The 16,925-nt window shown below is 62.6% G+C and carries 21 protein-coding genes; 7 read left to right on the top strand and 14 right to left on the bottom strand.

Annotated features, from left to right (window positions below):
- Positions 1–2 precede the first annotated feature (2 nt).
- The gene (locus tag J7302_RS10595) at positions 3–137 is read left to right on the top strand and encodes a DUF2256 domain-containing protein (protein WP_251702009.1); all 135 of its coding nucleotides are present in this window, start codon (positions 3–5) and stop codon (positions 135–137) included.
- Here the strand turns inward: J7302_RS10595 and J7302_RS10590 are convergent.
- The 6 genes from J7302_RS10590 to J7302_RS10565 are packed head-to-tail and all read right to left on the bottom strand — an operon-like array spanning position 108 to position 5,076.
- Positions 108–596: a DUF2878 domain-containing protein gene (locus J7302_RS10590; protein ID WP_215373640.1), complete on the bottom strand. Its 489-nt coding sequence runs from the start codon at positions 594–596 to the stop codon at positions 108–110. The genes J7302_RS10595 and J7302_RS10590 overlap by 30 nt on opposite strands.
- 8 nt (positions 597–604) lie before the next feature.
- Positions 605–1,867, bottom strand: a complete 1,263-nt coding sequence (locus J7302_RS10585; RefSeq protein ID WP_215373638.1) for an SAM-dependent methyltransferase — start codon at positions 1,865–1,867, stop codon at positions 605–607.
- Positions 1,842–2,654: a DUF1365 domain-containing protein gene (locus tag J7302_RS10580; RefSeq protein WP_215373636.1), complete on the bottom strand. Its 813-nt coding sequence runs from the start codon at positions 2,652–2,654 to the stop codon at positions 1,842–1,844. The genes J7302_RS10585 and J7302_RS10580 overlap by 26 nt, the downstream gene beginning before the upstream one ends.
- Positions 2,651–3,898 (bottom strand): NAD(P)/FAD-dependent oxidoreductase, encoded by a 1,248-nt coding sequence (locus tag J7302_RS10575; protein WP_215373634.1) that lies wholly within the window; start codon positions 3,896–3,898, stop codon positions 2,651–2,653. The genes J7302_RS10580 and J7302_RS10575 overlap by 4 nt, the downstream gene beginning before the upstream one ends.
- 3 nt (positions 3,899–3,901) lie before the next feature.
- Positions 3,902–4,657, bottom strand: coding sequence for an SDR family NAD(P)-dependent oxidoreductase (locus J7302_RS10570; protein WP_215373631.1), 756 nt, complete (start codon positions 4,655–4,657; stop codon positions 3,902–3,904).
- Positions 4,654–5,076 carry a nuclear transport factor 2 family protein gene (locus J7302_RS10565; RefSeq protein ID WP_215373629.1) on the bottom strand — a complete coding sequence of 141 codons (423 nt, stop codon included), beginning with the start codon at positions 5,074–5,076 and terminating at the stop codon, positions 4,654–4,656. Before J7302_RS10565 ends, J7302_RS10570 begins: the two co-directional genes overlap by 4 nt.
- 626 nt (positions 5,077–5,702) lie before the next feature.
- Here J7302_RS10565 and J7302_RS10560 point away from each other — a divergent pair.
- The gene (locus J7302_RS10560; RefSeq protein WP_215373627.1) at positions 5,703–6,830 is read left to right on the top strand and encodes a GNAT family N-acetyltransferase; all 1,128 of its coding nucleotides are present in this window, start codon (positions 5,703–5,705) and stop codon (positions 6,828–6,830) included.
- On the opposite strand, the gene J7302_RS10555 is transcribed toward J7302_RS10560, so the two are convergent.
- The 5 genes from J7302_RS10555 to J7302_RS10535 form a co-directional block, all read right to left on the bottom strand.
- Positions 6,831–7,118, bottom strand: a complete 288-nt coding sequence (locus J7302_RS10555; protein ID WP_215373625.1) for a DUF2790 domain-containing protein — start codon at positions 7,116–7,118, stop codon at positions 6,831–6,833.
- Between the two features lie 212 nt (positions 7,119–7,330).
- Positions 7,331–9,163 carry an ABC transporter ATP-binding protein gene (locus tag J7302_RS10550; RefSeq protein WP_215373623.1) on the bottom strand — a complete coding sequence of 611 codons (1,833 nt, stop codon included), beginning with the start codon at positions 9,161–9,163 and terminating at the stop codon, positions 7,331–7,333.
- A 72-nt stretch (positions 9,164–9,235) separates the two neighbouring features.
- Complete coding sequence (locus J7302_RS10545; protein ID WP_215373620.1) at positions 9,236–9,790, bottom strand: peptidylprolyl isomerase; 555 nt, start codon at positions 9,788–9,790, stop codon at positions 9,236–9,238.
- Between the two features lie 11 nt (positions 9,791–9,801).
- Positions 9,802–10,593 (bottom strand): alpha/beta fold hydrolase, encoded by a 792-nt coding sequence (locus tag J7302_RS10540; RefSeq protein WP_215373618.1) that lies wholly within the window; start codon positions 10,591–10,593, stop codon positions 9,802–9,804.
- A gap of 13 nt (positions 10,594–10,606) precedes the next feature.
- On the bottom strand, positions 10,607–11,533 hold the full coding sequence (locus J7302_RS10535) for a LysR family transcriptional regulator (RefSeq protein ID WP_215373616.1): 927 nt from the start codon (positions 11,531–11,533) through the stop codon (positions 10,607–10,609).
- Between the two features lie 108 nt (positions 11,534–11,641).
- On the opposite strand from J7302_RS10535, the gene J7302_RS10530 reads away from it, so the two are divergent.
- Positions 11,642–11,956, top strand: a complete 315-nt coding sequence (locus J7302_RS10530; protein WP_215373614.1) for a 3-phosphoglycerate kinase — start codon at positions 11,642–11,644, stop codon at positions 11,954–11,956.
- Positions 11,957–12,117: 161 nt separating this feature from the next.
- Positions 12,118–12,717 carry an FMN-dependent NADH-azoreductase gene (locus J7302_RS10525; RefSeq protein WP_215373612.1) on the top strand — a complete coding sequence of 200 codons (600 nt, stop codon included), beginning with the start codon at positions 12,118–12,120 and terminating at the stop codon, positions 12,715–12,717.
- Here J7302_RS10525 and J7302_RS10520 read toward each other — a convergent pair.
- Positions 12,694–13,050 (bottom strand): hypothetical protein, encoded by a 357-nt coding sequence (locus J7302_RS10520; RefSeq protein ID WP_215373609.1) that lies wholly within the window; start codon positions 13,048–13,050, stop codon positions 12,694–12,696. The genes J7302_RS10525 and J7302_RS10520 overlap by 24 nt on opposite strands.
- Between J7302_RS10520 and rarD the strand changes: the two genes are divergently transcribed.
- A complete protein-coding gene (gene rarD / locus J7302_RS10515) occupies positions 13,049–13,945 on the top strand; it encodes an EamA family transporter RarD (protein WP_215373607.1) in 897 nt (298 codons plus the stop codon). The two genes, J7302_RS10520 and rarD, sit on opposite strands and share 2 nt — an antisense overlap.
- Here rarD and J7302_RS10510 read toward each other — a convergent pair.
- Together J7302_RS10510 and J7302_RS10505 are read right to left on the bottom strand one after the other, a co-directional pair.
- Positions 13,913–14,326: an NUDIX hydrolase gene (locus J7302_RS10510; RefSeq protein ID WP_215373605.1), complete on the bottom strand. Its 414-nt coding sequence runs from the start codon at positions 14,324–14,326 to the stop codon at positions 13,913–13,915. The genes rarD and J7302_RS10510 overlap by 33 nt on opposite strands.
- The gene (locus J7302_RS10505) at positions 14,323–14,868 is read right to left on the bottom strand and encodes a dihydrofolate reductase family protein (protein ID WP_215373602.1); all 546 of its coding nucleotides are present in this window, start codon (positions 14,866–14,868) and stop codon (positions 14,323–14,325) included. Before J7302_RS10505 ends, J7302_RS10510 begins: the two co-directional genes overlap by 4 nt.
- A 142-nt stretch (positions 14,869–15,010) precedes the next feature.
- On the opposite strand from J7302_RS10505, the gene J7302_RS10500 reads away from it, so the two are divergent.
- Together J7302_RS10500 and J7302_RS27015 are read left to right on the top strand one after the other, a co-directional pair.
- Positions 15,011–16,351 carry a DEAD/DEAH box helicase gene (locus J7302_RS10500; protein WP_394359084.1) on the top strand — a complete coding sequence of 447 codons (1,341 nt, stop codon included), beginning with the start codon at positions 15,011–15,013 and terminating at the stop codon, positions 16,349–16,351.
- A gap of 16 nt (positions 16,352–16,367) precedes the next feature.
- Entirely contained in the window at positions 16,368–16,877 is a 510-nt protein-coding gene (locus J7302_RS27015; protein ID WP_215373600.1) for a DUF1294 domain-containing protein, read from the top strand.
- Positions 16,878–16,925 lie beyond the last annotated feature (48 nt).

Raw genomic sequence — 16,925 nt, 5'->3', positions numbered from 1 at the left:
AACTGCCGAGCAAAGTTTGCCCGGTGTGTGGTCGCCCGTTCTTTCGGCACAGGCGCTGGGCGCGCTGTTGGGACGAAGTTCGCTACGGCTCGGAGCGTTGCTGCCGCTCAGCGCGTGCCCGACAGGCGGAATGCTAGAGGCATCCAAGCCCCCCAAAGCGGTGCCAGCACCAGCGTTGTACCGGCGATGCCAAGCGGCAGTGAAACCTCAGCCAATGGCGCGCCGGCGCAGTATGCCAGTGGCCCGCCGATCCCCCCCAGTAATATTCCTCGCCAGGCTGGCCGCGCGGCCCAGGCCAGACTGTGGCGCAGGCCGCAGGCAAATACCAGCCAGAGCAGGAAAAGCCAGATCGGAAGAGGGGACTGGTCAAAGCGGAATACACCGATCGCGCCGAGTGTCGTGTCCATCGCACAGCCGCCCAGGGCCACGCGCAGTAATGCACCGGCCTCCGCCCGAGGGTGAGGACATAGCACCAAGTGTGCGAACAGCCCGGCGGCGACTGCGAACAGTAACCAGGATATCTGTGCGCCAAGCACGCAACCCCACCAGCCCAGTTGCAGCCAGAGCGCGTTGCCTATCAGCCAGGCCCGGTCCATACCTCGGCCTATAGTCGCTCCAGCAGTGGAGCGCTTCGGGATGCCGGGCCTGCCCAGAGCAACTGGGCGACGCCAATGGAGCGTTCTTCGAAGCCGCCTTCGCAGTAGCACAGGTAGAACTCCCAGAGGCGCTGGAAGGTCTCGTCGTAGCCAAGCTCCAGCAAGGGCTGGCGTGATTGCCGGAGGTTGTCGTGCCACAGCCGCAGGGTGCGGGCGTAGTGCAGGCCGAAGTCTTCCATGTGCAGAAGGTTGAGCTGAGTTTCGGCGCTGGCGGTCTGCAGCATCACGGTCAGCGAGGGCAGGGCACCGCCAGGGAAGATGTAGCGCTGGATGAAGTCCACCGAGCGGCGAGCCTGTTCGTAGCGCTGATCGCGGATTGTGATGGCTTGTAGCAGCATCAGGCCGTCATCCTTGAGCAGCTCAGCGCAACGGCGGAAGTATTCCGGAAGGTAGCGGTGGCCGACCGCCTCGATCATCTCGATGGATACCAGCTTGTCGTAGCGCCCCTCGAGGTCGCGGTAGTCCTCTCGCAACACGCGAACACGTTGCTGCAGGCCCTGGGCCTCAACACGCTTTACGGTGTGTGCGTATTGCGCCTCCGACAAGGTGGTGGTGGTCACCTGGCAGCCATAGTGGCTGGCTGCGTAAAGTGCCAGGCTGCCCCAGCCGGTGCCGATTTCCAGCAGGTGGTTGCCTGGGCGCAGGTCGAGCTTGCGGCAAATACGTTCGAGCTTGTTCAACTGAGCCTCTTTCAGGCTCTGCTCGGAGCTTTCGAACATCGCGGCGGAGTACATCATGGTGGGATCGAGTAAGCGTTCGAACAGCGCGTTGCCCAGGTCATAGTGCGCCATGATGTTACGGCGCGAACCGTTTCGGCTGTTGCGATTGAGCCAGTGGAGCAAACGCAGCATCGGGCGGCCCAGGCGCGCCAGGCCGCCCTCCATGGCGTCGAGCACGGCAAGGTTAGCGACGAACAAGCGGGTCACAGCAGCCAGGTCGGGGCTGCGCCAGTAGCCCAGGATGTAAGCCTCGCCAGCGCCGATCGAGCCATTGCTGGCGACCAGTCCCCAGGCCGCGTCGTCCAGGACCTCGATTTGGGCCTGCTGCAAGCTGGTTGGATCGCCGAAATCCAGTTGCCCGCCGCGAAACAGTATCCGTAAGTGGCCATGGCGCAGGCGACGCAATTGGGCGAGAACGGCCTGCTTGAAAAGGCCGCCTGCGAGCGGGCCGAGGTTGCCGGCTTTGCTAGCGCTCAGGGTGGGATCGGACATGCTTGGAGTCCTCGTTAGCGGGTTGGCCGACGCTTAGGTGGTGCTCGCTGGCCTGGTGATCGTGCAAGGGGGTGCCTTTGAGCAGAAGCCGAAGGGCCTGCCAGTAGATGGCGGTCAAGGTACGCAGGGACATCCACGGGAAGGCCAGAACGTGCCGGCGCAGGCCTGCAGCGTCGAGTGTCTGGCGCTGCAAGCTGAGGTGGGCCTCGAACAGCTTTTTCCCCTCGCGCCAGTTCTCCAGGTGTACGCGTAGGTGCGGGCCCTCGACCAGGAAGCGCATGCGGTAGTCCATGTCCTGTGACAGGAATGGCGATACGTGGAAGGCCTTGGCCACCCGAAACTCGGATGGTTCTCCGGGGCGTACTGGCAGCACGTAGTTGTAGCGTTCGCGCCAGGGGGTGTTGCGCACTTCGCAGAGGATCGCCGCCAGGCGCCCTGTGTCGTCATGGCAGAAGTAGAAGCTCACTGGGTTGAAGGACAGACCCCAGCTGCGTGGCTGGGTCAACAGGTGGATGGCGCCCTGAGGTGCCTCGCCCAAAGCTTCGCGCAGCAATTCACGCACAGCCTCGGCCAATGGAACGCCGAAGCGCGTCCAGGCCGGCAGGTAGTCGCGCTCACACCAGCAGAGCGGCGCCAAGCGCCAGCTCCGCAGCAGACGCGAGATGTGCAGTACCCGCTCTAGTTCGGCCAGGTCCAGGTAGAGCATTCCGACGGGGTAGCGAAAGGTGTGCGGGCAGGGCGCGAAGCGCCGATGGCTGACCCACCCGTCGCAGAGGCTGCTGTTCACAGAGATTCTCCGAAATGGGCTGCGACCTTGAGAGCGCTCACCACGCCATCTTCGTGGAAACCATTGCCCCAGTAAGCACCGCAGAAGTAACTGTGCTGGTGGCCCTGCAGGCTTTCCCGGCAGGCTTGAGCGGCAATCGCCGCTTGGCTGTACTGAGGATGTGCGTACTCGAAACGTGCCAGCACTTTGGCTGGGTCGACCGCCGCGCCCTGGTTTAGGCTGACGCAGAACGTCACCGGGGCCTCCAGGCCTTGCAGGATGTTCATGTTGTAGGTCAGCGTGGCCGGAGATTCAGGTGGGCCACCTAGCCGATAGTTCCAGCTGGCCCAAGCCTTTCGCCGCTTCGGCAGGAGGCTGTCGTCGGTATGCAGGAGCACCTCATTGCTGGCATAGGTCAAGGCGCCAAGCACCTTTCTCTCATGCACGCTTGGGGTCTCCAGCAGGGCCAAGGCCTGATCGCTATGGCAGGCGAATACGACTTTGTCGAAGCGCTCCCATCCAGCAGCACTGAGCAAGCGCACTCCGTCGACATCCCGGCTAGCTCGCTGCACCGCACAGTTAAGCCGTAGGCCCGACCGGAAACCGGCGCACAGCGGCTCGATGTAGCTGCGTGAGCCTCCCTCGATCACCCGCCATTGCGGGCGATTGTTGATCGAGAGCAAACCGTGGTTATGGAAGAAGCGCACGAAGAATTGCAGTGGGAAGTCAAGCATTTGTGCCCGCGATATCGACCAGATGGCCGAGCCCATGGGAACGATGTAGTGCTCGATGAAGCGCTGCTCGTAGCCGCGCATGTGCAGGTACTCGCCAAGCCGCGTGGCAAAGTCGATGCGCTGTTCCTGCAAGTCGGCCATGGCCTCGCGGTTGAAGCGCAGAATGTCGCGCAGCATTTTCCAGAAGGCAGGCGACAACAGATTGCGGCGTTGCACGAAGAGGCTGTTCAGATCGCGGCCGTTGTATTCAAGGCCACTGGCCGGATCGTGTACTGAGAAACTCATCTCAGTAGGCCGTGAGGCTGTGCCCAACTGATTCAAGAGGTGGATGAAGTTCGGGTAGGTCCAGTCGTTGAACACGATGAAGCCGGTGTCCACCGCGTAGCTTCGGCCTTGCCATTCGACATCGACGGTATGGGTGTGGCCGCCGATCCAGTCCGTGGCCTCGAATACAGCCACTTCGTGGCGGCGCGCCAGCAGGTACGCGCAGGTGAGGCCGGATATGCCGCTGCCGATGATTGCGATGCGCACGCTTCAATCCGTTTGTTGGGGCCGTGCCAGGCGTCGGCCCAGTGCCAGGCGCCAGCGCGCCGGAAGGCTACCGAGTAGGCGAATGGCAAGGATGAAGGGCAGCGGGAAGGCAATCTCAAGAGGCCGTTTCCGCAGGTGAGCTGCTATACGTCGGGCGGCGCGCTGTGCTGACCAGCACATGGGCATGGGAAAGTCGTTGCGGCGCGTGAGCGGGGTGTCGACGAAGCCAGGGCTGACCAGGGTCACGTCGATGCCCTCGGCGGCAAGGTCGATGCGCAGGGACTCGATGAGATATCGCAGGGCCGCCTTGGACGCGCCGTAGGCCCCGGCACGTGGTAGCGCCAGCCAGGTCACCGCACTGCAAACGACTGCGAGATGCGGGCGCTCGCTGCGGCGAAGCAGAGGCAACGCTACCTGCACGCAGTGGCTGGCTCCGAGGAGGTTGGTGCGAACCACTCGCTCCACCAGTTCTGCGTCGAAGCGCCCCGGCTCCAGATACTCGCAGGTGCCGGCATTGAGGATTGCTAGATCCAGGGCGCCCCACATGTGTTCGATGCGCCGACCGATCTCTGCGACGTGGTACCGATCGTTGATATCGCCTGCTGCAACCAGCACCTGGGTGGGAAAGCGCTCCGCCATTGCTTGCAGTGGCGCGATCTGGCGGGCGCTCAGTGCCAATTGATGGCCCTCTTCGAGCAGGACTTCCGCCAACGCAGCCCCTATGCCGCTGCTGCCGCCAGTCAGCCATATGCGACTCATGCGAGCCTCTGCTTGAGCCACGCAATCAGTCGCCCCATCAATGGCAGGTGTTCGTAAAGTAGAGCGCCGGCATCGAAGTAGTCGTGGTGCAGGTAAACCCGTTCATGCCAGCGCAGGTAACTGCAGCCCTCCAATTGGATTACTCCACCTCCGGCCAAACGTGGGTGACGAAAACGCAGGGTCCAGCGAAGGTAGCCTCGATCGGGACCAACTTCATCGAAGCCTTGGAATTCGTAATGCAGATCCCGCACGCTGGCGTACATCTGCCCGAAGTAGCGCCGAATCGCGGGGAGTCCGTTCAGGCTGTGTAGCGGATCACGGAAGTGAACATCAGGTGTGTACAACGCCTCCAGAGCGTCCAAGCGGTTCGCATCCAGTGTGGAGAACGTCTGCGCAAAATGTTGCAAGAAAGCAGGCATCTCGGCACTCCCATATATTTGTACAACAATCGTATGTGTACAACTTTATGGGGAGCGTAACGCGATTTTTGTACAAGTCAATGGGCTTTGTAGAAGTCTTGTGGTGTCTGCTCCAATGCTTGGCTGCGTGCTATGAGCAAGAGCACCGACGCAACCCATCCACATGACGATGGACAGGCCCTAGCGGTCGGCGGCGAAACCGGCGGTGGCGGTACAGTCTGTCCGAGGTAGCCCTACTTGCTGGAAAGCGGTTAGGCAAACACCTCGTCCGGGTGGTCGTGGCGGCTCAAGGCGGGCATCGCTGCGGCGGGTGTCGAACCACTCTGGAAAGGCTTCCAGTCGCTGTTCGAGCCCATCGCGCAGCGGTGCTTTGAGGAGCACGTTGGGGCAAATGAATTGGCTCTGTCTGCGTTAGCTGTTGCTAGTAATCAACGGCCGGGCTGAGAGCCTTGTAGGACTGGGGGCGTCGAGTTCTTGCTCGTTTTCCTTCGGGCGTAGCCCAGAGTTTCCTGGGCACGGTTTTCAAGCAAACCGTGCCCATATTGCTGGTATTCGGGGTGCGCCTGAACTGCCAGCAATGGCTTCGGATGCTTTCTTTCCTTGGCACCGCAGGCCAGACTTGCGACATGCCAATCCAGACCCTTGCTCGTCTCTCCGATATTGCACCGCTGCAATGGGATGCCCTGTTGCCGGATGCCCAGCCCTTCATGCGCCATGCCTTTCTCAGTGCGCTGGAGGAGAGCGGCAGCGTGGGTGGGCGCAGCGGCTGGAGTCCTGTGCATCACCTGTTGCGTGGAGCGGGTGGTGAATTGCTGGCGGCCATGCCGGTCTACCTGAAAAGCCATTCCTATGGCGAGTATGTGTTCGACTGGGCTTGGGCTGATGCCTGCCAACGTGCCGGGATTGGTTACTACCCCAAGTTGCTGGCGGCGGTGCCCTTCACCCCGGTCGGTGGGGCCAGGCTATTGGCTGTGGACGATGCGTCTGCCGTTCAGTTGCTTGATGCGTTGGAGCGCGACGTGGCGGCAGATGGGCTGTCGGGCGTGCACATCAATTTCACTGATGCTTTTGCCGATCTTCACCTGCGCGGTCGCCGCGGCTGGCTGGAGCGCCTGGGTTGCCAGTTCCACTGGCGTAATCAGGGGTACCGGGATTTCCAGGACTTCCTCGACGCCCTGAGTTCACGCAAGCGCAAGCAATTGCGCAAGGAGCGTGAACAGGTGGCGGGGCAGGGGATCGAGTTCGACTGGCGCGCCGGTAGTGAGTTGAGCGAGGCAGAGTGGGATTTCGTCTATGCCTGCTATGCCAATACCTACCGCGTGCGCGGCCAGGCGCCCTATCTGACGCGAACTTTCTTCAGTCTGTTGGCGGCACGTATGCCTGAGGCCATCCGCGTGGTGCTGGCGCTGCAAGGTGCCCGGCCGGTGGCCATGGCATTTTCACTGCAAGGTGGAGATACGCTCTATGGCCGCTATTGGGGCAGCCTGGCGGAGTTCGATCGACTCCATTTCGAAACCTGTTTCTACCAGGGCATCGACCAGGCCATCGCCAGTGGGCTTCAGCGTTTCGATGCCGGCGCCCAGGGGGAGCACAAGTTGATTCGAGGCTTCGAGCCGGTGATCACGCGCTCCTGGCACTTTCTGACTCACCCGGGGTTACGTGCCGCGGTAGATGACTTCTTGCGCCAGGAGCGTGATGGGATACAGGCCTACGCCGAGGAGGCGCGAGGCCTGCTTCCTTATCGCCAGGGCTGATCAGCCGATACTGGTCGGTGTGCTGGTGTCGGTGGTGGTGCCGCCCCATTCGAGGAAGCGGATCTTGTGCACTTCGCCCTGGCTGTCTTCATAGACGAGGGTGACCGGCACGACGCCTGTCTTGTCGGAAGTGTCGGTGCGGTGCAGCACCTTCTGAACGTCGATGTCCATTCCGTAGTGGTATTCCACAACGGGTAGACCCGCACCGTGGTTTTGCAAGCCATCCTGGGCGAATACGCTGGGCGCGAGACTGGAGATCACGGCGCTGACAACCGAGGCCATTTTCATAGGCTTTTGTTCCTCTGTTGGGTATCGCTTTCAAGGGACTTCATGTGACCGGACTGAGGCGATTAGTTCAACCATCACTCCGGGAAGGGGCTGTTTCGAACGGGTGCTGGCTGCCCGCAATCACCCGTGCTTGAGGTGGTGCGACCGTTTGTCGCACGTCGTGAGATTTCCAGGCGAAATGGGCTGAGATGGTCTAGCGGCAGCTCGAACATTCACTCCACGCCTACGAATCCTCCGGTCTGATGCTGCCAGAGGCGCGCGTACAGCCCGTCTCGCTCAAGCAGCTCGCTGTGGGTGCCGCTTTCCACGATTTGGCCCTTGTCGAGCACCACTAGCCGATCCATGCGCGCAATGGTCGAAAGCCGGTGGGCGATGGCAATGACCGTTTTTCCCTGCATCAGGGTTTCCAGACTTTCCTGGATTGCGGCTTCCACTTCCGAATCCAGCGCCGAGGTAGCCTCGTCGAGGATCAGGATGGGGGCATCCTTGAGCAGCACCCGGGCGATGGCGATGCGCTGACGCTGTCCGCCGGACAGCTTGACGCCGCGCTCGCCCACATGGGCGTCGAAGCCGCGACGCCCCTGGGCATCGCTGAGCTGCGGGACGAACTCGTCGGCGCGGGCCTTGCGCACGGCTTCCCGCAATTCGTCGTCGCTGGCGCCGGGGCGACCATAGCGCAGGTTCTCGCGGATCGAGCGGTGCAGCAGCGAGGTGTCCTGGGTCACCATGCCGATCTGCGCACGCAGGCTTTCCTGGGTCACCTCGGCGATATCCTGGCCGTCGATCAGGATGCGGCCGCCCTCCAGGTCATAGAGGCGTAGCAGGAGGTTGACCAGGGTCGACTTACCGGCGCCCGAGGGGCCCACCAGGCCGATTTTTTCGCCTGGTCTCACGCGCAGGTCCAGGCCCTGGATCACGCCGCTGCCCTTGCCGTAGTGGAAGTTGACCCGCTCGAAGTGTACTTCTCCACGCCTGACCTGTAGCGGCAGGGCGCCAGTGCGATCGATTACCTGGCGTGGCACCGAGATGGTCTGCATGCCGTCCTGCACCTGGCCGATGTTCTCGAAGATGCCGTTGACCACCCACATGATCCAGCCGGACATGTTGTTGATGCGGATCACCAGGCCGGTGGCCAGGGCGATGGCGCCGACGGTGATCAGGCCCTGGCTCCAGAGCCAGAGCGCCAGGCCGCAGGTGGTGACGATGAGCAGCCCGTTCATGCCGGTGATGGTGGCGTCCATTGAGGTCACCACTCGTGCGGCGAGCTGAGTCTTGTAGGTCTGTTCGCGGATTGCCTCGCGGGCGTAGTCCTCTTCTTCACGGGTGTGCGCGAAGAGCTTGAGGGTGGTGATGTTGGTGTAGCCGTCGACGATGCGGCCCATTAGGCGTGAGCGCGCGTCGGAAGACTCCACCGAGCGTTGCTTGACCCTGGGCACGAAGTACCCGAGGGTGGCGAGATAGCCAGCGATCCAGAGCGCCAGCGGCACCATGAGGCGCCAGTCCGCTTCCGCGAACAGCACCAGGGCGCTGACCGCGTAGATCAGCACGTGCCAGAGCGCGTCCACCGACTGCACCGCCGAGTCACGCAGGGAGTTGCCGGTCTGCATGATGCGTTGGGCAATACGGCCGGCGAAGTCGTTCTGGAAGAAGCCCAGGCTCTGCTTGAGTACATAACGGTGGTTCTGCCAGCGGATCAGGTTGGTCAGGCTGGGATTGATGGTCTGGTGCACCAGCAGGTCGTGCAGGCCGTTGAACAGCGGCCGCAGAACCAGGGCAACCAGTGCCATCCAAAGCAGCTCCTGGCCGTGCTGCTCGAAGAATTGGCTGGCGGGCGTGCTTTGCGCCAGGTCAACGATTCGGCCGAGGAAACTGAACAGAGCCACCTCGATCAAGGCGACGATAAGACCGACCAGCAGCAAGGCACTGAAGATCGGCCAGACCTGGCGCAAGTAGTAGGCGTAGAAGCGCAACACGCTGCGCGGGGGCGTTTCGTCGGGCACCTGGCGAAAGATATCGATCAGGCGTTCAAACCGTCGGAACAGCATAGCGGCTCATCCTTGCACAGGCCGCCTTCGAGGAAGGCTGATGGCCCGGACTTCCTGTCCGGGCCTGCGGTCTCAGAGGCGCTTGGCTGAGAGAATCATCACCGGCTTCAGCGGCACGTTCTGGTACATGCCGCGATTACCGGTGGGCACGGAAGCGATCTGGTCGACAACATCCAGGCCGCGCACCACCTTGCCGAACACTGCGTAGCCGAAGTCACGGCTGCCGTGGTCGAGGAAGGCGTTGTCCTTGTGGTTGATGAAGAACTGGCTGGTGGCCGAGTCGCGCTCCTGGGTGCGGGCCATGGCCAGCGTGCCGCGGACGTTGTGCAGACCGTTGTCAGCCTCGTTCTTGATCGGACCACGGGTTTCCTTCTGCTGCAGATCGGTATCGAAGCCACCGCCCTGGATCATGAAGCCGGGAATCACGCGATGGAAGATGGTGCCGTTGTAGAAGCCGGCATCCACGTATTCGAGGAAGTTCTTCACGCTGGCGGGGGCCTTTTCGGCTTCCAACTCCACTTCGATCTCACCGGCGCTTGTAGTCAGCAGCACATGTGGGTTGTCGGCGGCCATCAGGTTCAGGGAGAACAGCAGGGCACTGGCGGTCAGGGCGAGTTTTTTCAGCATGAGCATGGGTCCTAGGTACGTTCTACTTCTTCTATGAAGTCGAGCAGGGTGGTGTTGAATCGGTCCGGCTGGTCCAGCGGAGTGGCGTGGCGGGAGTTTTCGATGACCACCAGCCGCGCATTGGGCAGCTCATTCACATAGGCTTGCTTCTGCGCGACCGGGGTGTAATCGCGGTCGGCGCTGACCACCAGCGTAGGACAGGTGATCCGCGCCAGGCGTTCCCGCACTCCCCAGCCGATGATGGCGTCCAGGGCCGCGAGGTAGGCGCGCTTGTCGTTCTGCGGCCAGCGCTCCTCGATCTTCGCCCGCAAGGCGGCCTGCTCCGGGTGAGGGAACAATAGGCGGCCCAGACCCTTGGCGATGCTTTCCAGGCTCAGCAACCGCGACAGGCTCCAGCGCTTGGCGATTTCCACGTAGTCGCGCGGGGTTTTCGGCTTCACCTCGGGGCCGCTGTTGACGACGGTCAGGCTGCGCAGCAGCTCCGGGCGCTCGACCCCCAGCTGGAAGCCGATCATCCCACCCATGCTGATGCCCACCAGATGCACCGGCGCCAGGCCAAGGTGCTCGATCAGCGCGGCGACGTCGTCGGCGAACGTGCCCATGTTGTAGCGTTCGCGGGGTTTGTCGGAGCGACCGTGGCCGCGGACGTCCAGCGCAATGACGCGGTGGCGCGTGCTGAGGGCCGGAATCTGGTACTCCCAGTCGCGGGTGCTCGACCCCAGGCCGTGCACCAGCAGCAACGGTGTGCCGTGGCCGTAGTCCTCGTAATGCAAGCTGCAGCCGTCGTTATCGAAGTAGGACATGCACGACCTCCTGTCAGACACTGGGCATCGGTGCTGCGAAGGGGGCATCCAGGGGCGCGGAGTCGAATGTCCTGATCAATTCGACCAGAATCTGCGAGGCCGGGCCCAGGGCTTTCTCCTTGTTCGCATAAAGATAAAAAGATGGATGGCGGCTGCCGCCTTGCTCGAGTGGGAGCGGCTTGAGCACGCCTTCGGTGAGTTCGCGCTCGATCAAGTGACGCGGCAGCCAAGCGAAGCCTAGACCGCTGCTGACGAAGTTGGTGGCGGTCGACAGGCTGCCCACGGTCCAACGCTGCTCCGCGCCCAGCCAGCCAACGTCGCGCGGCTGCGTACGGCCGGTATCGCGGATCACCACTTGCAGTTGGCTTTCAAGGTCCTGGAAGTTGATCTGGCGGTTGAGTCGGTGCAGCGGGTGGTCCGGGTGGGCGACGGCGATGAACTCCACAGAACAGAGCGCGGCGCCCAGATAGCCCTGAATGTCCAGGGTGGTGATGGCCAGGTCGGCCGATCCCTCCAGCAGGACTTCCTCGACGCCGGACAGCACCTCTTCACGCAGGCGAACGCGGCAGCCGCGGCTCTGCGGCATGAAAGCGGAGAGGGCGCGGACCAGGCGCGCATTGGGATAGGCGGCATCCACCACCAACCGCACTTCTGCCTCCCAGCCTTGCTCCATGTGGTGGGCCAGTTCTTCGAGCTGGCTGGCCTGCTTGACCAGTTGCCGTGAACGGCGCAGGAGCACCTCACCGGCTTCGGTCAGCACGGCCTTGCGGCCTTCGATGCGCAACAGCGGCACGCCCAGTTGCTCCTGCATCCGGGCCACGGTGTAGCTCACCGAGGACTGCGATCGGTGCGTCGCTTCTGCGGCTTGGGCGAAGCCACCATGGTCCACCACAGCCTGCAGGGTTCGCCACTGGTCCAGCGTGACACGGGGGGCTTTCATGCGAGTTCGGTCCTCTAGTCGCCAGGGCCGCGAGGATCCAAGCCCCCGTGGCGTGCTGCGTGCCGCAGCGCTCTGCTAAGCTGGCGACCTCTGCGCTGGAGACCACCGATGAATAAGTTTTGCTGTGCCTTGCTCGCTCTACTACCTGCTGTCGCTCTTGCCTACCCTATCGAGGTGGAGAAGCAGTACAACGGTGCCGAAATCGTCTATGACACCACTGATATCGACGGCAACATGGCGGCGATCAACCTGCAGAACCTGGGTGAGGCCCGCGCTGAATGCACGGTGCGTTTCATCAACGGGCCGGAAACTCCAAGGGTACGCAAGGCTGTGATCGACGGTGGCAAGAGCGCTTATCTCACCGCCAAGTTCAACCGTGCCGTGATCAAGCTGCGGATCAAGTTGACCTGCAACCCCAAGTGAAGGGGCAGGGGCTTTGGGCACAGAAAACAGCCTAGTGCCGAGCTTTTGATAAATCAACTTTCCTGATGTTTTGTAGCGGATATTTACGCTTTTTTATCGATATGTGACCGCCTAATCTGCCTCCCATCGACGCACAACAACCCCCGATGGAGGTAGTCACCATGTCCCGCATTCTTGTCATCGAAAGCAGCGCCCGTCAGCAAGGTTCCGTGTCCCGTCAACTGACCCAGGATTTTATCGCCCGTTGGCAAACCGCCCATCCTGCCGATGACATCCAGGTTCGCGACCTTGCGATCGACCAGGTGCCGCATCTCGATGCCGACCTGCTGGGTGGATGGATGAAGCCTGCAGACCAGCAGAGCGAAAGCGAGAAGGCTGCCTTGGCGCTCTCCAACCTGCTGACCGAGGAGCTGCTGGCGGCAGATGTGCTGGTGATGGCGGCGCCGATGTACAACTTCGCTATCCCCAGCACCCTGAAGTCCTGGCTGGACCATGTGCTGCGTGCAGGGGTCACCTTCAAGTACACCGAGACCGGCCCGCAAGGCCTGCTCACTGGCAAGCGCGCCTACATCCTGACGGCCCGCGGCGGCATCTACGCCGGTAGCCCGGTCGACCATCAGGAGCCGTACCTGCGTCAGGCCATGAGCTTCATCGGCATCCATGACGTAACGTTCATTCATGCCGAGGGCCTGAACATGGGCGCCGAGTTCCAGGAAAAAGGCCTGGCCGCCGCCAAGTCACAACTGGCCAAAGTGGCCTGACTCCAGCTCCGCTCCAATGCTCCCCTTTGCGCGCCGTGGCTCCTTGAGCGCGCACGCCAGACCGGCCTGATGGTTCAGGCCGGTCTTTTTGTTGGTGACGTGACCTTGATGGCCGCGGAGCAGCCCGCCTTGAGAATGATTCAGCTCCCGCAGATCAGAGGGGTTTTCTGACCTGCCGTTTTCCGCAATGTCGAAGGCGTCCCTGCCCAGGTGGTCAGTTTTTCCCCTTGTTAAGCTTCCGCCCGCGGCAAGGAAGGCGTATTTTCGCCGGCTGCTTTTCGAGGTCCGAGATGACTCAGTTTCATTCCAAAACCCGCACACCGAGGCAGCCATGAGATTGTCCGGACGCGGTGTTGCGCTGTCCCTGATAGCCTCTGTGCTGTTCGCCCTGATGCCCGGCTACGTGAAAACGCTGGCCCCGCTGGATGGTGTTCAGGTATTCGCCCAGCGCGTGCTCTGGTCGGTCCCGGCGGTTCTGGCCCTGTTGCTGTTGACGCGCCAATGGCCCGCGTTCATTGGGGTACTCGGGCGTTTGCGAAGTGAACCCTTGTTGCTGGCAGCATTGCCGCTGGCTGCGGTGTTGATTGGCGTGCAGTGGGGGTTGTTCCTCTGGGCTCCGTTGCAAGGGCGGATGCTCGAGGTGTCCCTTGGCTACTTCCTCCTACCGCTGGCGATGGTGCTGGCCGGCAGGGTGTTCTACAACGAACGCCTGCGCCCCCTGCAGCTGCTGGCGGTTATCTGCGCCGTGCTGGGTGTGTTCCACGAGCTCTGGCTGACCCGTGCCTTCTCCTGGCTGACCCTGGTTACCGCGTTGGGTTATCCGCCGTACTTCATGTTGCGCCGCTGGATGCGACTGGATGCGTTGTCCGGTTTCATCCTGGAGATGGCGGTCCTGGCTCCCTTGGCGATCTGGATGATCGTCAACTGGTCGCCGCCTGGCGCCTTCACCCTGGCACCGCAGTTGTGGTGGCTGCTGCCTGGCCTGGGGCTACTCGGCACTCTGGCGTTTGCCGCGATGATGGCCTCCAGCCGCCTGCTGCCGCTGGGCTTGTTCGGCATCCTCAGTTATGTGGAGCCGGTGCTGCTGTTCGCCGTGGCGGTGATTTTCCTGGGCGAAGCATTCAATCCGGCTCAGCTCTGGACCTACCTGCCGATCTGGCTGGCCGTGTTGCTGATTGGCTGGGACAGTGCGAAGTTACTGCGCAAGCAGGCTCGGCAAGGGCTTTAACGCCGCCAACACATGGTCCCGCAGCAGCGGGGCCAGATTGCTGGGATGGACTTGGCCGGGTGCCAGCCAGGCCAGTTCTTCCAGTTCCGCCGCCGCTTCCACCGGGTGGGGCAGGCGAGCAACGAAAATGTCAGCGTTGATCCAGGTGCCAGCTTCGTTGGCGGCCGGAGCGCGGAACTGCCCGAGTGGCTGCAGCGCCGCTGCATCCAGGCGCAACTGCAATTCTTCCCAGAGTTCGCGAAGCAGGGCTTGCACGGCGCTTTCGCCCGCCTCGCGCTTGCCGCCTGGCAGCATCAGGGCTTGGGTGCCGCGCTTGCGCACCAGCAACAGGCGGTCTTGCGGGTCGAGCAAGCAGGCGGCAGCAATGTTCAGGGTGGTCATGGGACCTCGGCTTCGGGGAGGAGTTGATAGTGCAGTTGCACCACGCCGGTGCTGAAACTACGTTGCTCGCGGAGTTGGAGACGGCGTTCGAGGCCGGTTGCGAACATCGGAATACCGGCGCCCAGCAAGTGTGGGATAACGTTGACCACCAACTCGTCGAGCAGGCCGGCAGCGTAGCAGCTTCCGGCCAGCGAACCGCCCCCGACCAACCAGACGCGCTTGCAGTCTTTCCTGGCGAGTGCTGCAAGGGCGTCGCTCGGCGAGGCATGACTGATCCGGACTTCTGGAGCCTTGCGCGGTAGTTTCGCTCGGGTTAGTACGGTGCAGGGCTTGCCAGGGTAGGGCCAGTCGCCACCGAAGCCGAGGACCGACTCATAGGTCGCCCGCCCCATCAGCAAGCCGTCGACACTGTCGTAGAAGGCCTGGTAGCCATGGTCTTCATCGGTGTTCTCGACAGCCTCCAGCCAGTCGACGCTGCCGTCCGGGCGGGCAATGTAGCCGTCCAGGCTGGCGGCGACGTAGTAGATCAAAGTCGGCTTCATGGCGTTGTTCTCCGGGACAAGCGTTTAGCTTAACCGCAGTTTCGAGCTGCGCCAGGTCAGCACTCTGTGCGGAAATCGGGCTTTCCATCGCGACACCGGGTAACCTATGCAGCTATTTATGTTTTCGATCCGAGGTAGTCCTGTGTTTGCCCAATTCGCCCTGCACGAACGTCTGCTCAAGGCCGTTGCCGAACTGAACTTTGTCGAGCCGACTCCGGTGCAGGTGGCGGCCATTCCGCCAGCCCTGGAAGGGCGCGACCTGCGTGTCACCGCACAGACCGGCAGCGGCAAGACCGCTGCCTTCGTCCTGCCGCTGCTGAATCGCCTGATCGGTGATGCCGAGAAGCGCGTGCGTGTTCGCGCGCTGATCCTGCTGCCGACCCGCGAACTCGCCCAGCAGACCTTGAAGGAGGTGGAGCGTTTCTCCCAGTTCACCTTCATCAAGTCGGGCCTGATCACCGGTGGCGAGGACTTCAAGGTGCAAGCGGCCATGCTGCGCAAGGTGCCGGATGTCCTGATCGGCACGCCTGGGCGTCTGCTGGAGCACCTCAACGCTGGCAACCTGGACGTGAAACAGGTGGAGGTACTGGTACTGGACGAGGCGGACCGCATGCTCGACATGGGTTTCGCCGAGGACGTGCAGCGCCTGGCGGGCGAATGTTCCAATCGGGCCCAGACCCTGCTGTTCTCCGCTACAACAGGCGGAGCGGGTCTGCGCGAAATGGTCGCCAGCGTCCTGCGTGACCCGCTGCACCTGCGCCTGAATGCAATTGCCGAGCTCAACGAGGGCACCCGCCAGCAGATCATCACCGCCGACGATCCGGCCCATAAAGAGCGGCTGGTGCACTGGCTTCTGGAGAACGAGACCTACCAGAAGGCCATCGTCTTCACCAATACCCGTGTCCTGGCGGACAGACTTTACGGTCGCCTGGTGGCGGGTGGTTTCAAGGCCTTCGTGCTGCATGGCGAGAAGGATCAGAAGGATCGCAAGCTGGCCATCGACCGCCTGAAGCAGGGCGGCGTGAAGGTGCTGGTGGCCACCGACGTCGCCGCGCGCGGCCTTGACGTGGATGGTCTGGATCTGGTGATCAACTTCGACATGCCACGTTCTGGCGATGACTACGTGCACCGCATCGGCCGTACTGGCCGCGCCGGTGGCGAGGGCTTGGCGATTTCTCTGATCTGCCATACCGACTGGAACCTGATGTCCAGCATCGAGCGCTACCTCAAGCAGAGCTTCGAGCGCCGGGTGATCAAGGAGCTCAAGGGCAGCTACAGCGGTCCGAAGAAGGTGAAGGCTTCCGGCAAGGCCGCTGGCGTGAAGAAGAAAAAGGTCGACAAGAAGGGCGACAAGAAGCCGTCCGCCAAGTCCGCCGCGCCCAAGCGCAAGCCGGCCGCCTCCCGCGCGCCGCGTGGAGAGTCGCAGGTGGTGAGCAGCGACGGCCTGGCGCCGCTGAAGCGCAAGAAGCCGGCTGCGGAATAAAGGAGCGGGCGGAGGAATGTCGCCGATGCGCAAGGCCGGGTTGGCGGCCGGGACCTGGTATTTCTCGGAGGCGCTCCGGGCTGAGGTCTACCGTTGCGTGCAGCCAGATGGCGTCGTGCAGTTCAGCGACCGTGGCTGCGCCTCGCTACAGGCATCGCAGCCGCTCGCTTCTGAAAGTCAGGGCCTCGCCGCCCACGTTGTCCAGCTCATGGGGCAGGGGCCTGAACAGTTGCTCGGGCCTTGGCTCAGCGGCTTTGGCGCTGTGCAACTCCTGCTGCTGGCGTACGCGTTGATGAGCCTGCTGTGCTTTGTGGCGTACTGGCGGGACAAGCGATTCGCCATCGCCGGCCAGCAGCGGACTCCAGAGACCCGGCTGCACCTTCTGGAGCTGCTGGGCGGTTGGCCCGGCGGTCTATTGGCGCAACGCCTCATCCGCCACAAGAACCGCAAGCTCTCATATCAACTCAAGTTCTGGCTGATCGTGGCCGTCCATCTATCCGTGCTGGGCTACTGGCTGTTCGGCTGATTCTACGGGGAGCGGTGCTTTGGGTGAGGGCGACTGGGCAGGCCGCTG

Origin of the sequence: Metapseudomonas boanensis, assembly GCF_018704125.1 — a bacterium.
GTDB classification, from domain to species: domain Bacteria; phylum Pseudomonadota; class Gammaproteobacteria; order Pseudomonadales; family Pseudomonadaceae; genus Metapseudomonas; species Metapseudomonas boanensis.
Note: the sequence above shows the minus strand (reverse complement) of the source record. Positions and strands in the feature narration are given on the sequence as shown.

Excerpts from the sequence above, each read along its gene's own strand:
- J7302_RS10590 (WP_215373640.1), bottom strand. The coding sequence starts at position 596 with ATGGACCGGGCCTGGCTGATAGGCAACGCGCTCTGGCTGCAACTGGGC.
- J7302_RS10585 (WP_215373638.1), bottom strand. The coding sequence starts at position 1,867 with ATGTCCGATCCCACCCTGAGCGCTAGCAAAGCCGGCAACCTCGGCCCG.
- J7302_RS10570 (WP_215373631.1), bottom strand. The coding sequence starts at position 4,657 with ATGAGTCGCATATGGCTGACTGGCGGCAGCAGCGGCATAGGGGCTGCG.
- J7302_RS10565 (WP_215373629.1), bottom strand. The coding sequence starts at position 5,076 with ATGCCTGCTTTCTTGCAACATTTTGCGCAGACGTTCTCCACACTGGAT.
- J7302_RS10560 (WP_215373627.1), top strand. The coding sequence starts at position 5,703 with ATGCCAATCCAGACCCTTGCTCGTCTCTCCGATATTGCACCGCTGCAA.
- J7302_RS10555 (WP_215373625.1), bottom strand. The coding sequence starts at position 7,118 with ATGAAAATGGCCTCGGTTGTCAGCGCCGTGATCTCCAGTCTCGCGCCC.
- J7302_RS10550 (WP_215373623.1), bottom strand. The coding sequence starts at position 9,163 with ATGCTGTTCCGACGGTTTGAACGCCTGATCGATATCTTTCGCCAGGTG.
- J7302_RS10545 (WP_215373620.1), bottom strand. The coding sequence starts at position 9,790 with ATGCTGAAAAAACTCGCCCTGACCGCCAGTGCCCTGCTGTTCTCCCTG.
- J7302_RS10540 (WP_215373618.1), bottom strand. The coding sequence starts at position 10,593 with ATGTCCTACTTCGATAACGACGGCTGCAGCTTGCATTACGAGGACTAC.
- J7302_RS10535 (WP_215373616.1), bottom strand. The coding sequence starts at position 11,533 with ATGAAAGCCCCCCGTGTCACGCTGGACCAGTGGCGAACCCTGCAGGCT.
- J7302_RS10530 (WP_215373614.1), top strand. The coding sequence starts at position 11,642 with ATGAATAAGTTTTGCTGTGCCTTGCTCGCTCTACTACCTGCTGTCGCT.
- J7302_RS10525 (WP_215373612.1), top strand. The coding sequence starts at position 12,118 with ATGTCCCGCATTCTTGTCATCGAAAGCAGCGCCCGTCAGCAAGGTTCC.
- rarD (WP_215373607.1), top strand. The coding sequence starts at position 13,049 with ATGAGATTGTCCGGACGCGGTGTTGCGCTGTCCCTGATAGCCTCTGTG.
- J7302_RS10520 (WP_215373609.1), bottom strand. The coding sequence starts at position 13,050 with ATGGCTGCCTCGGTGTGCGGGTTTTGGAATGAAACTGAGTCATCTCGG.
- J7302_RS10510 (WP_215373605.1), bottom strand. The coding sequence starts at position 14,326 with ATGACCACCCTGAACATTGCTGCCGCCTGCTTGCTCGACCCGCAAGAC.
- J7302_RS10505 (WP_215373602.1), bottom strand. The coding sequence starts at position 14,868 with ATGAAGCCGACTTTGATCTACTACGTCGCCGCCAGCCTGGACGGCTAC.
- J7302_RS27015 (WP_215373600.1), top strand. The coding sequence starts at position 16,368 with ATGTCGCCGATGCGCAAGGCCGGGTTGGCGGCCGGGACCTGGTATTTC.